This is a genomic window from Microbacterium sp. NPDC077391 (assembly GCF_040686955.1).
GTDB classification, from domain to species: Bacteria; Actinomycetota; Actinomycetes; order Actinomycetales; family Microbacteriaceae; genus Microbacterium; species Microbacterium commune.
On record NZ_JBFBMI010000003.1, the window covers coordinates 22,087 to 34,766 of the forward strand.

15 protein-coding genes are annotated in these 12,680 nt (G+C 65.8%); 6 read left to right on the forward strand and 9 right to left on the reverse strand.

What is annotated here, in order from left to right; genetic code table 11:
- Nucleotides 1-82: 82 nt before the first annotated feature.
- From AB0O65_RS08295 to AB0O65_RS08315, 5 genes are all read right to left on the reverse strand, one after another.
- On the reverse strand, nt 83-526 hold the full coding sequence (locus AB0O65_RS08295) for an NUDIX domain-containing protein (protein WP_313480181.1): 444 nt from the start codon (nt 524-526) through the stop codon (nt 83-85).
- A 35-nt stretch (nt 527-561) separates the two neighbouring features.
- Nucleotides 562-873 (reverse strand): hypothetical protein, encoded by a 312-nt coding sequence (locus tag AB0O65_RS08300; RefSeq protein WP_313480180.1) that lies wholly within the window; start codon nt 871-873, stop codon nt 562-564.
- Nucleotides 874-973: 100 nt separating this feature from the next.
- On the reverse strand, nt 974-1,912 hold the full coding sequence (locus AB0O65_RS08305) for a helix-turn-helix transcriptional regulator (RefSeq protein WP_313480179.1): 939 nt from the start codon (nt 1,910-1,912) through the stop codon (nt 974-976).
- 104 nt (nt 1,913-2,016) lie between these two features.
- Nucleotides 2,017-3,147: an aminotransferase class V-fold PLP-dependent enzyme gene (locus AB0O65_RS08310; RefSeq protein WP_313480178.1), complete on the reverse strand. Its 1,131-nt coding sequence runs from the start codon at nt 3,145-3,147 to the stop codon at nt 2,017-2,019.
- A gap of 257 nt (nt 3,148-3,404) precedes the next feature.
- Entirely contained in the window at nt 3,405-4,253 is an 849-nt protein-coding gene (locus AB0O65_RS08315; RefSeq protein WP_313480177.1) for a DNA N-6-adenine-methyltransferase, read from the reverse strand.
- A gap of 51 nt (nt 4,254-4,304) precedes the next feature.
- Here AB0O65_RS08315 and AB0O65_RS08320 point away from each other — a divergent pair, with 51 nt between their 5' ends.
- Both AB0O65_RS08320 and AB0O65_RS08325 read left to right on the forward strand, forming a co-directional pair.
- Nucleotides 4,305-4,625 (forward strand): hypothetical protein, encoded by a 321-nt coding sequence (locus tag AB0O65_RS08320; protein WP_313480176.1) that lies wholly within the window; start codon nt 4,305-4,307, stop codon nt 4,623-4,625.
- Nucleotides 4,626-4,767: 142 nt separating this feature from the next.
- Nucleotides 4,768-5,337, forward strand: coding sequence for a hypothetical protein (locus AB0O65_RS08325; RefSeq protein ID WP_313480175.1), 570 nt, complete (start codon nt 4,768-4,770; stop codon nt 5,335-5,337).
- A 439-nt stretch (nt 5,338-5,776) separates the two neighbouring features.
- On the opposite strand, the gene AB0O65_RS08330 is transcribed toward AB0O65_RS08325, so the two are convergent.
- Both AB0O65_RS08330 and AB0O65_RS08335 read right to left on the reverse strand, forming a co-directional pair.
- On the reverse strand, nt 5,777-6,367 hold the full coding sequence (locus tag AB0O65_RS08330) for a recombinase family protein (protein ID WP_363384074.1): 591 nt from the start codon (nt 6,365-6,367) through the stop codon (nt 5,777-5,779).
- 248 nt (nt 6,368-6,615) lie between these two features.
- A protein-coding gene (locus AB0O65_RS08335) for an IS3 family transposase (protein WP_363384076.1) occupies nt 6,616-7,808 on the reverse strand; the annotation gives its coding sequence in 2 pieces (ribosomal slippage) (nt 6,616-7,521 and nt 7,524-7,808; 1,191 coding nt in all).
- Nucleotides 7,809-7,982: 174 nt separating this feature from the next.
- Here AB0O65_RS08335 and AB0O65_RS08340 point away from each other — a divergent pair.
- Nucleotides 7,983-8,840: a DUF5677 domain-containing protein gene (locus AB0O65_RS08340; protein WP_363384078.1), complete on the forward strand. Its 858-nt coding sequence runs from the start codon at nt 7,983-7,985 to the stop codon at nt 8,838-8,840.
- Nucleotides 8,841-8,867: 27 nt separating this feature from the next.
- Here the strand turns inward: AB0O65_RS08340 and AB0O65_RS08345 are convergent, their stop codons facing one another.
- Together AB0O65_RS08345 and AB0O65_RS08350 are read right to left on the reverse strand one after the other, a co-directional pair.
- A complete protein-coding gene (locus AB0O65_RS08345; protein ID WP_363384079.1) occupies nt 8,868-9,425 on the reverse strand; it encodes a hypothetical protein in 558 nt (185 codons plus the stop codon).
- A gap of 213 nt (nt 9,426-9,638) precedes the next feature.
- On the reverse strand, nt 9,639-10,058 hold the full coding sequence (locus AB0O65_RS08350; RefSeq protein ID WP_363384081.1) for a hypothetical protein: 420 nt from the start codon (nt 10,056-10,058) through the stop codon (nt 9,639-9,641).
- 290 nt (nt 10,059-10,348) lie between these two features.
- On the opposite strand from AB0O65_RS08350, the gene AB0O65_RS08355 reads away from it, so the two are divergent.
- From AB0O65_RS08355 to AB0O65_RS08365, 3 genes are all read left to right on the forward strand, one after another.
- Nucleotides 10,349-11,482 carry a hypothetical protein gene (locus AB0O65_RS08355; protein ID WP_363384083.1) on the forward strand — a complete coding sequence of 378 codons (1,134 nt, stop codon included), beginning with the start codon at nt 10,349-10,351 and terminating at the stop codon, nt 11,480-11,482.
- Nucleotides 11,483-11,636: 154 nt separating this feature from the next.
- Nucleotides 11,637-12,176, forward strand: a complete 540-nt coding sequence (locus AB0O65_RS08360; RefSeq protein WP_363384085.1) for a hypothetical protein — start codon at nt 11,637-11,639, stop codon at nt 12,174-12,176.
- A 47-nt stretch (nt 12,177-12,223) separates the two neighbouring features.
- Nucleotides 12,224-12,658 carry a hypothetical protein gene (locus AB0O65_RS08365; protein WP_363384087.1) on the forward strand — a complete coding sequence of 145 codons (435 nt, stop codon included), beginning with the start codon at nt 12,224-12,226 and terminating at the stop codon, nt 12,656-12,658.
- The last annotated feature ends 22 nt before the right edge of the window (nt 12,659-12,680 follow it).

Below are 12,680 nucleotides of genomic sequence, written 5' to 3' on the forward strand. Positions count from 1 at the left end.
CGGCGCTCTCGCGCCGCAGTCCCGCCATGCGGCATCGGTCCGCGGAATCTCCGCACTCGCCGGAACGGCTCCCCGAGCAGTGTCAGCCGGCCTGCGCCGGCAGCAAGGCCGCCATTCGCAGACCGATGTCGACGAGCTTCACCCGCTGCAGCGCGGTGACCTCGTCGAGCGTGAACCAGCCCGCCATGTCGGTCGAGCCGTTCTTCTCGAAACGAAGTGCGCCGCCCGTGATCTCAGCGCGGTAGACGATCCGCAGGGTGTGCAGGGGCACCTTGTTCTCGTCGCGGCGCACGCGACGAGAAGCCGGGATCACCCGGGAGTGGATGCCCAGCAGCGCCGTCGTCTCGATGCGGAATCCCGTCTCCTCACGCAGCTCCCGCCGCACGGCGAGCTCGGGATCCTCGCCCTCTTCGAGTCCGCCGCCGGGGAGCGTCCACGCCACGCGTCGGCCCTCGACCCATCGGGCCAGCAGCACGCGGCCGCCGTCGTCGGTGACGATCCCGTAGGCGGCGACGCGCAGATCCATGCACTCACAGTAGTCGCGGTGCCGGCGGCTGCGGGTCAGGCGGTCTCGAGCGGCTCGATGTGCTCTTCGGTGAGCAGGATGCCACCGCTGGTGCTCGCGGAGTTCGACAGCTCGCTGAGCCACTGCTGGCTCAGATCCGGGGCGACGGGCTCGTCGAAGCTGAAGCGCAGGGGGATGGAGGGGTGCAGCCACAGCGTCGATCGTCCCGAGCCGTCCGGATGGCGCCATGACAGCGTGAAGCTCTCGTTGCGACGCAGCTTGAGGGCGATCACGACCTTGAGGTGCGCGAGCGTGCGATCGTCGACCTCGATCGGATCGGGTGAATTGCCGTAGTAGATGAATCCCATTGGTGCTCACCGTACGAGGAACGCCCGGCAGGTGCATCCGCACGCGTCACCGAGCGACGCCGGACGCACGTGCTGTTCGTTCTCTGACCGCTCGGGCCGGTCAATGACCCTGCAGGGTGTCCTTCGCGGACCGACCGTACGTCTGCCGATACAGGGAGTTGAAACGTGAGCTGTTCGCGAATCCCCATCGTCGTGCGATCCGCGTCACCGACTCGTCGGCGCCGCCGTCACGCAGATCGCGGTGTGCGCCGTCGAGGCGAACCCGGCGCAGATACTCGGTCGGAGTGGTGTCGATGCCGCGCCGGAACGCGTACTGCAGCCCGCGCGTCGAGATGTGCACCGCCGCGGCGACGTCGTCGACGGTGATGGGCAGGTGGGCGTGCTCGTCGATGTACGCGAGCGCTCGACGCACGGTCGCGGCGCTGTGGCCGCCGCCGTCGCGAGCGATCGCCGACGAGAAGGTCGAGGGGAAGCAGCTGAGGATGCTCGTCAGGGCGTGACGGATGAGGCCGGCCTCGATCAGCTCGTCTTCCGCGCCGTCCAGCGCCATCGCCGAGGTCAGCAGGTAGTCGAAGGCGCGAACCCATTGACGCGCCGCGAGGTCCGAACAGGGGTGCACCGAGGTCACGCGCAGCGACAGCAGCTCGTCGCCGGTGACACGGCGCGCCAGTTCCTGCGCGCCCACGCGGTCGAGGATGAGCGCTGAGACCTCGGCCGTGCCGTTCCACTCCGCCTCGACCTGGGCGCTGTCGGTGGCCCAGGGCATGCCCGGCTCTATGATCGACCGGCGCGTGCGCACCTCGCTGTCGGCGGCGACGAGTCGGCTCGCGAACAGCTGATCCTCGGGCTGCACCCGGGAGTGCACCTCGGCGGTGAGCGAGTACCGCACGATCGCGACGTCGCGGAGTGTCGCCGATCGCCAACGGAATGCGAAGTTCTCGGGGTCGATGCGCAGCAGCGACGCCGACGGAACGAACGTCTTCCAGATCTCCTCGACGTCATCGACGTCGTCGGAATCCATCCGCAGGATCTCCGCCACGAAACCTCCCGTCCCCACCCTCGGAGTCGTGCTCCGCGCACCCTTCAGAATAATCGGGGATGCCCGTCTGCGCCCGGAACGACGGCCTCGGCGCGCGCGTGGCGTCAGTCGCGCACAGCGAGAAGCGCTCTCTCGAGCCGCGCCACCGCGGCATCCACGTCGTCGAGTTTGTCGAGGCCGAACAGTCCCACCCGGAACGACGAGAAGCCCTCCGGCTCGTCGCAGTGCAGGGGCACGCCGGCGGCGACCTGCACGCCGTGCTGCCGGAACGCCGCGCCGGTTCGCAGCTCGGGATCAGCGGTGTGCACGACCACCACGGTCGGCGAGGCGAAGTCCGGTGCCGCGACCGACGGCAGCCCGTGCTCGGACAGAAGCGCGCGCACGCGGGCGCCGAGCTCGATCTGGGCATCGCGCAGCGCGTCGAAGCCGCGCTCGCGCGTCTCGATCATCTGCCGCAGGTTTCGCGCGATCGTGTCGGTGGGCATGGTCGAGTGGTACCCGGCCGAACCGTCCCGGTAGGCGTCTGAGATGCTGAGCCAGCGGCCCAGATCGAGAGCGAAGCTCGTCGCCGTCCCGGATGCCACCGCCCGGCGTCCCTCGCCGCTGAGCATCACGTAGCCGACCCCCGGCGACCCGCTCCAGCCCTTCTGCGGCGCGGAGAGCAGCACATCGACCCCGAGATCGCGCATGTCGACCCACATCGCACCGGAGGCGATGCAGTCGAGCACGAGCACGCCGCCGACCTCGTGCACGGCGTCGGCGAGCGCGCGGACGTAGTCGTCGGTCAGGATGATGCCCGCCGCCGTCTCGACGTGCGGCGCGAAGACGACCTCGGGGCGCTTCGCCCGGATGGCCGCGACCACCTCGTCGATCGGTGCAGGGCTCCATGCCGCCCGCACGTTGTCGCCGTCTGACCGGGCGAGGCAGACGGTGATGTCGGATGCCACGCCGCCCATCTCGAGGATCTGCGACCAGCGGTACGAGAACAGCCCGTTGCGCACGATGAGGGCGCGCCTGTTCGTCGCGAGGTGGCGGGCGACGGACTCCATCGCGAAGCTGCCCCCGCCGTTGACGAGCGCGGCGCTGTCGGCGTTGTACGCCTCGCAGAGGATGTCGATGGTCTGCTGCATGATGCCGACGAACCTCTGCGACATGTGGTTCAGCGACCGGTCGGTGAACACCACCGAGTACTCGAGCAGTCCGTCAGGGTCGATGTCAGCGTGCGGCAGCGTCATGCGTCCACCCTGCCACTGTCGCGTGTGGAGGGAACAGGGCTTTCCGTGAAGCGGAAGAAAGCCCCGGCGATGCCGGGGCTTTCGATCTTGTGGAGCCTAGGAGATTCGAACTCCTGACATCTTGGTAGGAGGTCAGAATTCTATTACCCACCTAAGCCGTCAAAGCGTTGATTTTCCGGGCTTCTGTTCATCCGCCAGAGCGGTCGGAACAGTATGCCGGGAGCTGTCTGCTTGAATGCTGCTTGAATGGAACCCGCTCAAGGACCCGCCTCCGCGGCACCGTTGAACGCCTGCACGACGACGCCCTGATCACCGAATACCTCATACATCCGCTGCGCCGGGACACCCACACCGATGAGCATGCTGGCGAAATGTGCCTCTCCGCGCCCTGTCCTTGTGGCGCCGCGTCCAGGCTCGAAACGCAACCGCCCGGCTAGCTCAACGCGTGGGAAACCTCGGGCGGTCAGCGCGGAGACGTAATCACTGCCGAGCCGGGCGGGAAGCAGGATGACGGCCTGCTCCACGCGGCCAGCATCGTGCTCGGCGAGAAGCCGCCTGACGAAGAGGTGCGCGCGATCCCAGGGCGGGTTGACGAAGACCTGCGCTGGCGTCCCATCCGGATTCGCCCACGGATGGCGTAGCGCATCGTGCTCCTCGGTCATATGCCAAGAAGCCGGGATGCGCCGGCCCGGCTCTGCGCACGGGTCACCGTCGATCTGTCCGAGCACGTGTATGACGCCTTCGACGATGCGCCACGGTGTCAGCCACTCCTGCGTCTCGCTCTCGCGGGCAAGCTGCAGCCGCAGGGCACCGCGGGCGCGCCGTTCCGCTTCGGTCACCGTGAGCTCACCGCGAATGACGGCGTCGGTCAGCTCGGTATCGTCGGCGAAGGTACGCGCCGCCCGAACCAAGCGCTCACTGACGCCGACTACAGCGGCCGCCTCTGCCTGTGTCAAAGCGGCAGCGCTGCCGCTTTGACCACGCCCACGCGTCGCGAGGGCCGCCGCGGCTGCCGCGCGCTGATTCGGCGTGAGGTGCCGGCGCAACACGTTGGCGCATAACACGAACGCGCGCGCGGTGGCCTCGTTGCCGTCGAGGCGCTCCACGCGAAGCGGTACGCGTGCTCCTTCCGTTTTAGCCCGGCCGCGTTCGTTCCCGTGCTTGGGATCCTGATTTGGCTCCTCTTCTGGTTCGCCGACGGCATCTGGTACCACCGGCTGCTGAGCGGCGCGGGCTATGCAGCTGAACCGGTTGAGAAACAGCTGAAAGCGCACGGTGTCACCGCGGATCTCTCCACCGAGATTCAGAAGGCGAGCCACCGCGAGTGGCTGGGCTGGGAGATGAACTCGACTAGGAAGCTCAACATCTTCTACGGGATCGGTGTGTGCACCTTGACGATCACGGCGTTGGCGCTCCTTTTCCTGACGGGAAGCTTCGACGTCTCTGTCCCGACACCGAGTTCTACGCCAGCGCTGTGACACGCCTGAGACACTGAGGACGATCCAACCACGCCGCGATGATCTGATGGCGCACCGAGGGAGCATGCGAACGTGGCCAACCCGGTCTAGCCGTGACCGCTACTACGATGAGCCGTCAGAGCCTTGAACGGAGACCACCGCTATGCGACTTACTGCGGGTGTACGTCAGCAGCTGCTTGATGTCAATGAAGGTTTCACACGCAAGACATCGTTCGAGAGCAAGAACAGCAGCGACTACCGCACGTATACGATCTCGGGCGGCGAGTTGCACATTCGCGCCAGAGGCAAGGGCTCCTGGGCCGATAGCCGTTACGACAACTCATGGGTTGCAACGGACGAGGACGTTCACAGGTTCCTCCACAAGCACTACGACGAGCTCAATTGGGATGGCGTCGTCCAAACGCCCGCTGTGCGGAAGCCGAAGCTCGCCGCCGAGTCACCGAACGCTGGCTCGGTCTCCGACGTATCCGCCGACGAAAACGAGCAGATGGATCCTCGGGAAGCTCTCGACAAGCTGAAGGACTGGCTCAGTATAGGTTTTGTCGCCGTGGCGACCGTCTACCTCGCTGGCGAATGGGCGTGGAGTCGAGGCATCAAGCCCGCAGTCGACAAGCGGCGCGCAGCGCGTGCCGAGCGTAAGGCAGACTTAGTCAAGCAGAATGAGGATGGCCAAGCAGGAGCATCTGACGAAATCCTCGGGCCGGAGGATTGAATCCGCCCGCGGTCCGCGTCGTCACCGACTTCGAGCTCGACCATGAGCTTGAGCGGCGGAGGGTTTGAGGGGGACCGCGTCCTCCGGGATGGCAAGGTCCAGCCTGCACGGTCCGCTCTGTGGACGGCTCCGCCCCTCGAACGTAGAACAGGGAGGAGCTTCCCGCTCACGACGCACCACGGCGCGTGGAGTGTGCATGCACTCCTTCGCGCTCCCGGATCGCCCCATCTCCATTGCCGGTGATTGGCACCGCAACGTGGTCTGGGTCACGCGAGCCCTCCGAGCGATCCAGCGCACTGACGTCCGCATCCGCACCGTGCTGCATCTGGGCGACCTCTGGCCGGATCCGACCCTCTGCCGCCTTCTCGACACACGCTGCGCTGAGACAGGCATCGAGCGCATCGGCTTACCACCGGCGACCACGAGCCTTGGCCGCTGCTTACCGCTGCGCCAGGGCAGCCCCCGGGGTTCGATTCACACGGCGCACTGTGCGCTCCGAGACGCCGAGGATTGCCGCGACCTCGGCAGACGGGCGGCCCTCACCGCGCATCCGGACGACCTCGCGGCGCTGCGCTTCGGTGAGGCCTGCCGGGCGTCCGCCGACGCGACCACGAGCGCGGGCTGCAACCAGGCCCTCACGGGTTCGGAGGCGCAAGGTTTCGAGCTCCATCTCGGCGACGGCACTGAGCAAAGTGACCAACAGCGTCGCCATGGGCGACCCGTCGAAGACCAGCGCCGGTTGAAGGCAGCGCACCGTGACACCCCGGCCGTTCAGCTCACGAAGGAGCGAGAGGACTTCGACCGTTCGGCGCCCGAGGCGTGAAAGCTCGGCGACCAGGACCTCGGCACCTTCCCGGACGCGGAGCAGGAGCTCATCGAGCCCATCACGCTGCGCCGCGTCGCCGCTGACGCCGTGCTCAACAACGATGTGATCGCGCGCGACGCCGGCTGCGCGCAGTGCATCGAGTTGCCGATCCAGGGCCTGGCGATCTGTTGAAACGCGAGCCAGAGCAAATGTGCGAGAGGTCATGCCGCTCACATGCGCGGCGGCCACAAACGCGCGTCACGCGGGAGCGGACAGATGGTGCGTTTCTGGCCACGTTGCGGACCCGGGATGGCGCGGACGGAGCGCGCCGATCCGACCGGACAACTTGACCGGCCTCAAACCATCGTTTTCAGCAGCAAGCTAGGTACCCACGAGCTTTCGCACAGGCTCCCACAAACGAGTTAGTCCGCGAACGCCCCGGGACTGCTGCACGAATAGGTGACAGGTTGTAGTCACGCCGCCAGTGCGACGGTCGTGTTCATGATGGTCTCGAACTCGATGGGCGTCAAACGGCCCAGGCGGGCCTGGCGTCGGCGGCGGTGGTAGGTGCGTTCGATCCAGGTGACGATGGCGATGCGCAGTTGCTCGCGCGTGGTCCAGGAGCGGCGGTCGAGGACGTTCTTCTGCAGCAGCGCGAAGAAGCTTTCCATGGCGGCGTTGTCTCCGCTCGACCCGACTCTGCCCATACTTCCGACCATGTGATGACGGGTGAGCGCGCGCCGGAATTTTCGGCTTCGGAACTGAGATCCTCGGTCCGAATGCACGATGCAGCCGGCGACGTCACCGCGCATGGCGACCGCGTTCTCGAGCGCTTGGACGGCCAGTCGGGACTTCATCCTTGAGTCGATGGAGTACCCCACGATCCGTCCGCTGAACGCGTCCTTGATCGCGCAGAGGTAGAGCTTGCCCCCGGCGGTTTGGTGCTCCGTGATGTCCGTCAACCACAGCTTGTTCGCAGTCTCGGCGGCGAACACGTGCCGGGTCCGGCCGTGCTCATCGACGACGGCGCAGAGATCGTCGTGCACCGGCGGTCCCGGCTTACGGTGCTTGCCGCGCTTAGGTTTCCCGAACGCGCTGAACCAGCCGTTGCTGGACGCGATCCGCCACGCGGTGCGATCCGACATCGCCTCACCGGCATCGCGGGCTTCGTCGGCGAGCAGCCGGTGTCCGAACTCGGGGTCGTCCCGGTGGGCGTCGAACAGCGCGTTCGCACGATACGCCTCCACCACCTCGCCCGGCGTGATGGGGGTCGCCAGCCACCGGTAGTAGGGCTGGCGGGAGAGCTTGAGCACCCGACACGTCACCGTCACAGGGATCCCTGCATCGGCGAGCTCCGTTACGAGCGGGTACATCATTTTCCCGGCAGGTTCGCCTGCGACAGATACGCCGCCGCGCGGCGGAGCACCTCGTTCTCCTGCTCGAGCAGCCGGTTCCGCTTCCGCAGCTCACGGATCTCGGCAGCCTCGGTGCGGGTCTGGCCGGGCTTGGCGTCCTCGTCGACGTCGGCGCGGCGCAGCCATTTCTGCAGCGTCATCGGGTGGACACCGAAGTCCCTCGCGATCTGCTCGATGGTCACGCCGGGCTCGCGACCCCGGGCAACGCGAACCACGTCGTCACGGAACTCGCTCGGGTAGGGCTTGGGCACAGCAACATCCTTCCAGGCCCACCCCCACGGGCAAGCCAGATCAGATGTCACTTATTCGTGCAGCAGTCCCCCCCAGCTGGGACACGAAGTTGACACTCACCGGAGTGCGAAGACAAAGCTCGGCCATCAAGCTTGGGGATTCAAGCGTGATGGCCGCAGTCATATGCTCGGACCGTGACGGTCGAGGAAGATGATGATTTGGTGGTCGAGTACCTGGCCGCAATCGACGAGCTGTTCGAGCACTGGGAGGCCGTTGATGCGAAGAACCCTCGTCTGGCGCAGCCGGCAGCGAGGAGTGCTTCCCGGTTCAGTAGCAAGGATCTCGCGCGGCTGGCAATTGTGAAGGGACTCGCCTGTTACGTGTTCGACACAGGCAAAGCCATCCGCATTCTTCACACTGCAGGACAGATAAATGCCATGATCCCGTTAGTGAGGTTGGCGTACGAGTCTGCGCTGAATGTTTCGCTCCTCGTTCAGAGTCTGGAGCAGCACGGCGTGGATGCCTTCTTGCACGAGTACTCTCGTCAACGCGCTGCGCTGCAGACGAACGCTTCGCGGTCTCCCGCCGAGGTGTTTCGTGAGGGGGCCCCCGATGTGTCGGGCGTCGACGGGTCGCCTTTCAAGGATTCGCGCGATTCTGTACGTCACCTCCACCAGATCTGTGACGACCTCACACCCGGAGGTCCGGACGCCTACTTGTATTACCGGCTCCTGTCGGCCTATTCACACCCCGGAGTGAGCGTGACAGACCTCTACTTCGAGGAAAATGATCAGCCGGGCCTACCAACCTTTCTCGGAGAAGCGAAGGAAGCGCTGCCACGAGGCATGCTGCTGTTCTTCACCGCAGCGTCGCTGCTGTGGAGCGCGCGGGCATACTCATACCTCACCCGTGACCGAACGGACAGGGATTTCCTCCGTTCAGTTGGCCGCAGAATCGGTGTCGCCGACTCACTGGCTCTGAGTGATGCCTACCGTCGGCGGCACGCTGCTCGCGCTCGGGCAGAGCGAGAGGCACGCCGCCGCAGCCGGTGAGCGAGGATAGCGACCGCCCGTCCATCCTCAGCCTGCGGCGAATGACCTGAAACTTGCGGCTGCAGCTACGACAGGCGTAGCGAAATCGGCGGCCACCGTCCCGAAGTCGGTCGCGCGAGTGCAGGACGCCCAGAACGCGAGTTCTAGCCCGAACGGGCGACTGCCGTGACCAGCCTGGTGCAGGGCTTGCCACCAGAGGTCGACTGCCCTCTCCGACGCATTTCCTGCCGTGAGGTACTGCTCGGGTTTGTGGATGCCAAGCTCTTCGCCGACGCGGATGTCGTCGGCGCCGGCGTGTTCCGTGACTGACGTCTTGAGATGGCTGGCGAAAGTCTCGCCTAAGGTCTCAACGATGAATCCGTCGTATCCGATGGCCGCGGCGAGTAGGAAAGGGGCCCAGCAACTCAGTCGCAACCCAGTCTCGGTCGCACCACGCCGCAGGGCCTCTTCTGCGTCATCGACGACGAACTCTACGGCGTCGAGCGCCTCTCCTTCGGGATGGATGTAGTACTCGGGGTGATTGATTTCGAAATGAGCGCTCGTTTGAATGGCGAGTCGTCGCATCGAGCGGTCGAGGATTGACATGGCTGTGTGTTCTTTCGGATAGGGGATGCGGGGGTCTCGAACGTGGTTGCCGGAAGTAGTCGTTGGGTGCTTCATAAGGGAGAGTGGGGGTCCGGCCGTCCCCCCGGCGACCGGACCCCTTCGCCGCTCACACGCCGACGCGTTCTGCGAACGTGGCGCCGGAGCTGGCTCTCCATCTCTATGCGCGGCGCGATTGCAGGTGCGCACCAATCGCTAGAGACGCGCGCGTCCGTTGGTACCGCGACGCAGCACGCGCGCGCCAGCACGAGCCAACGTGGCATCGCTTGGAAAATGTGTCGTGAGCCACGAGCTCTTCATGTTGCGATTGATGCCGCGCCCAGCCGCGGTCAGCCGCCATCCGTCTCGGGTACGGCGCAGACATGCGAAGGTGGCGCGGGGGATGCCGCGGTAGGACGCGGGGAAGTGTCGTTCGGAACTACTTACCTCAATCTGGATGCCGATGCGGTCCTTCTGCGTGAGCCCCAGCCCGTCAAATGCGCGTTCTGCCTCGCGGCACGCCGTGAGAATGTCCTCGGCACTCATCAGTCGGCTTCGGCATCGTGCTTGCGTGAGGTCGAGGATTACCTTGACGACAGTCGTGTCGGTGACGGGGATGTTGATGGTCTTGGCCACGGGTGACCTTTCTGTGGAGGGAAGTGACGGGGTTCGTCGCATCCCCTATGCCCGAGGTCTCGGCAGTACCAAGGTGACGCCGAGGCTTGGGTACCCCGGTGGATGGCGGGCATCGGCCGCAACGCGGTTGCGCTTGCCATACCTCAGGGGTCGAGCGCGACTGTGTCTGGGCCGGAATCACACCCGCCGAAGAGATACCCGCGCGTGAATTCGAAGAGTTGCGAGCTACGTGTACCAGTCAGGACGGGCGACCGCGTTAGTGCGCTGCCCATCCCGCAAACAGCGGAGGGGTGTTCGAGTTCATCTCAACCGACAGCTCCTGGGCGTTCGCGCTTCATCGCCTGCGCACGGCGACCGCACGACCTGCGCTGCTGCGGCAGTATGTAGCTATGACCGATCCTGGGGCTATGTCAGCGACTGTCAAGCGGAAGCCAGCTGAGCACAAGCAACCGGTTACCTCCATCGGCGTTCTGGTGTGGTCAATGGTGGGCTCTCTGCTATCGGGCGCCGTAGTTGGTTTCGCGGTCACCGCAGCGGTGTCTAAGCCACATCTTTGGGGCTTCGGAGCTTGGTTCGCGGATTTCGCCAAGAGCTCCGGCCTTGCCGGCGTGCTCGCCGTCGTTGCAGCGCTCATCGCGTTCCTCGGGCTCAACCTGCAACTGTCCCACCAGCGCCGTGCGGAAGCTAACCGTTCGTGGTGGGAAAGTTTCCAGTGGGCGTCGTCTCGCACACTGCCAGGTGAACCTGAGCACACCGCGCTCCCGTACGAAGCTATCCTCGGCACGTTCACGGCGTTGTCGGATAGCGCCTCCGATGACGTGCAACGCGGTGCCGTCGGCGCGGTCATGGACATCGCGAGCAAATCGGACAGACCCGGTTTCCCGATGCCGCTCACCCTGGCTAGCGACGACAAGATCCCACAGGCGTTCCAAGAACAGTTCGCCGACCCCGCCGCGGGAACGGGGGAGTTCCTCGCCTTGGCCGAACGCCGTCTGATGGCCCTCACGAACTATGTCGACGCCACTGCGGGAACCGCCGCGGAATCGCCTGCGACTCGGAAAAGACTGCTCGATTCGCAAGTTACCGCGGCACTGATCGGTGCCGGATTTCCGTTGCGCTTCGGGCGCGCTGCCGACCCAGACTTTATCGTGGAAGTCGGAACACGCCGCATCGGAATCGATGTCAGGCAATTCCGTGATGTCGAACGATCCGTATTCACTCGCTCCCTCCTTCACCAGCAGCAGTCATACCTGCGCGGCGGCCTCGACGCAGCACTGCTTGTATCCAACGCGAATCTGCAGCTTCCCGCGGAAGCGGCCGACACTGGCGTGTACGTGTTCCAGTGGAAGGGAATGGACGAGGATGCAGCCCGTCTTGTGCAGCGCATCACCAAGCTGGCGCGGGAGACGGGAACGCAGGACTGACATCTCTTGGTCGTGGAGAAGTCTCGTCCGTTGGTGACGCGATGGGCCGCAGCATACTGAAGACATGGTGCAAACTGGTCGACGGGTAGGGGTGCTGCGCTCCTTGCTGCAGGACGCGGGCCTCCGGTTCTGCCGGAGCGGTACCTCGCTGCGAATGCCTGATCTGACGGCACCCGCACGGGCTGAGGTGCTGCGGATCCACACGATGCTCGGCGGCCTGTCGGCAGCACCGACGCTCCGGCCCGGGGCGTGGGACCTACAGACGCTCGACCGGTTCGCCATCGAGTTGGACGAGGAGTTCCACTTCACCCGCTACCGCGCCTCCACGCTGCAGCAGCCGGCCCTGCAGCACCTCCCGTGGACGGCGACGCATCTCGCGCACTGCGCCGCGTACGAGGCCGCCGCAGCTCGCGGCGGTGGCCGGTGGACGAGTGCATCGACGGAGACGATGTTCGGCCCGTCAGATCCGGTCGGCGTGTTCGGGGAGCGTGGCAGCGCACGGGCGAAGCAGCGCGCGTTGTACGACGCGATGAAAGACATCGCTGCGTCCACGGGTGCGGTGCGTCTCACGCGCATCTCGATCTACGACCGGGTCGGCGAGGCCACGTTGGGCGACATCCTCAACGGAAAGCGCGCGGTGTCAGCGGACGCGGTCCGGGAGGCGGTCGAGGCTCGCGTTCACCCGCCGACGTGACGCGCTGCTCGACCCAGCTGCGCAGTGCCCGCGGGTAGGCTCGGCCCATGAACGCTCAGGCCTCCGACCAGGATGCTGGGGACGCGCAACCGATGCGCGCCGACCGCATTCGCTCGGTGCGGAGCGTTCTCATCGTCGCCGCGGTGCTGGTCGCACTGTTCTATGCCCTCCACGTGGGATGGCTGTTCATCTCGGCGGACGAGGGCGATGTGCCTCCCCTGTCGGCCGTGCCCCTTCCTGCAGGCACGGTGGTGCTCGACGAGACTGTCGGGTGTGGGAGTGGCGGGTGCTCAGTGGTGTACCTCGTCGAGCCTCCTCAGGGTCAGACCGCCTCGGAACTCGCGGCGCAGTTGAGTGCGACGGAGCAGCTGTCAATCTCGGGGAACCTGTGGGACCCGCGCACCATTTGGGTGCGCGCGACGCCGGCGGCGGGAAACTTGAAGCTCACCCTCGACTACAGGTCGGGCGAGTGGGTTCCGTAGGCACTGCGAGGACAGATGGATA

What these genes read in the sequence shown, in the direction of transcription:
- AB0O65_RS08360 (WP_363384085.1), top strand. Translation starts at nt 11,637, where the DNA reads ATGCCTGATCTGACGGCACCCGCACGGGCTGAGGTGCTGCGGATCCAC.
- AB0O65_RS08365 (WP_363384087.1), top strand. Translation starts at nt 12,224, where the DNA reads ATGAACGCTCAGGCCTCCGACCAGGATGCTGGGGACGCGCAACCGATG.
- AB0O65_RS08295 (WP_313480181.1), bottom strand. Translation starts at nt 526, where the DNA reads ATGGATCTGCGCGTCGCCGCCTACGGGATCGTCACCGACGACGGCGGC.
- AB0O65_RS08310 (WP_313480178.1), bottom strand. Translation starts at nt 3,147, where the DNA reads ATGACGCTGCCGCACGCTGACATCGACCCTGACGGACTGCTCGAGTAC.
- AB0O65_RS08325 (WP_313480175.1), top strand. Translation starts at nt 4,768, where the DNA reads ATGCGACTTACTGCGGGTGTACGTCAGCAGCTGCTTGATGTCAATGAA.
- AB0O65_RS08330 (WP_363384074.1), bottom strand. Translation starts at nt 6,367, where the DNA reads ATGACCTCTCGCACATTTGCTCTGGCTCGCGTTTCAACAGATCGCCAG.
- AB0O65_RS08300 (WP_313480180.1), bottom strand. Translation starts at nt 873, where the DNA reads ATGGGATTCATCTACTACGGCAATTCACCCGATCCGATCGAGGTCGAC.
- AB0O65_RS08345 (WP_363384079.1), bottom strand. Translation starts at nt 9,425, where the DNA reads ATGTCAATCCTCGACCGCTCGATGCGACGACTCGCCATTCAAACGAGC.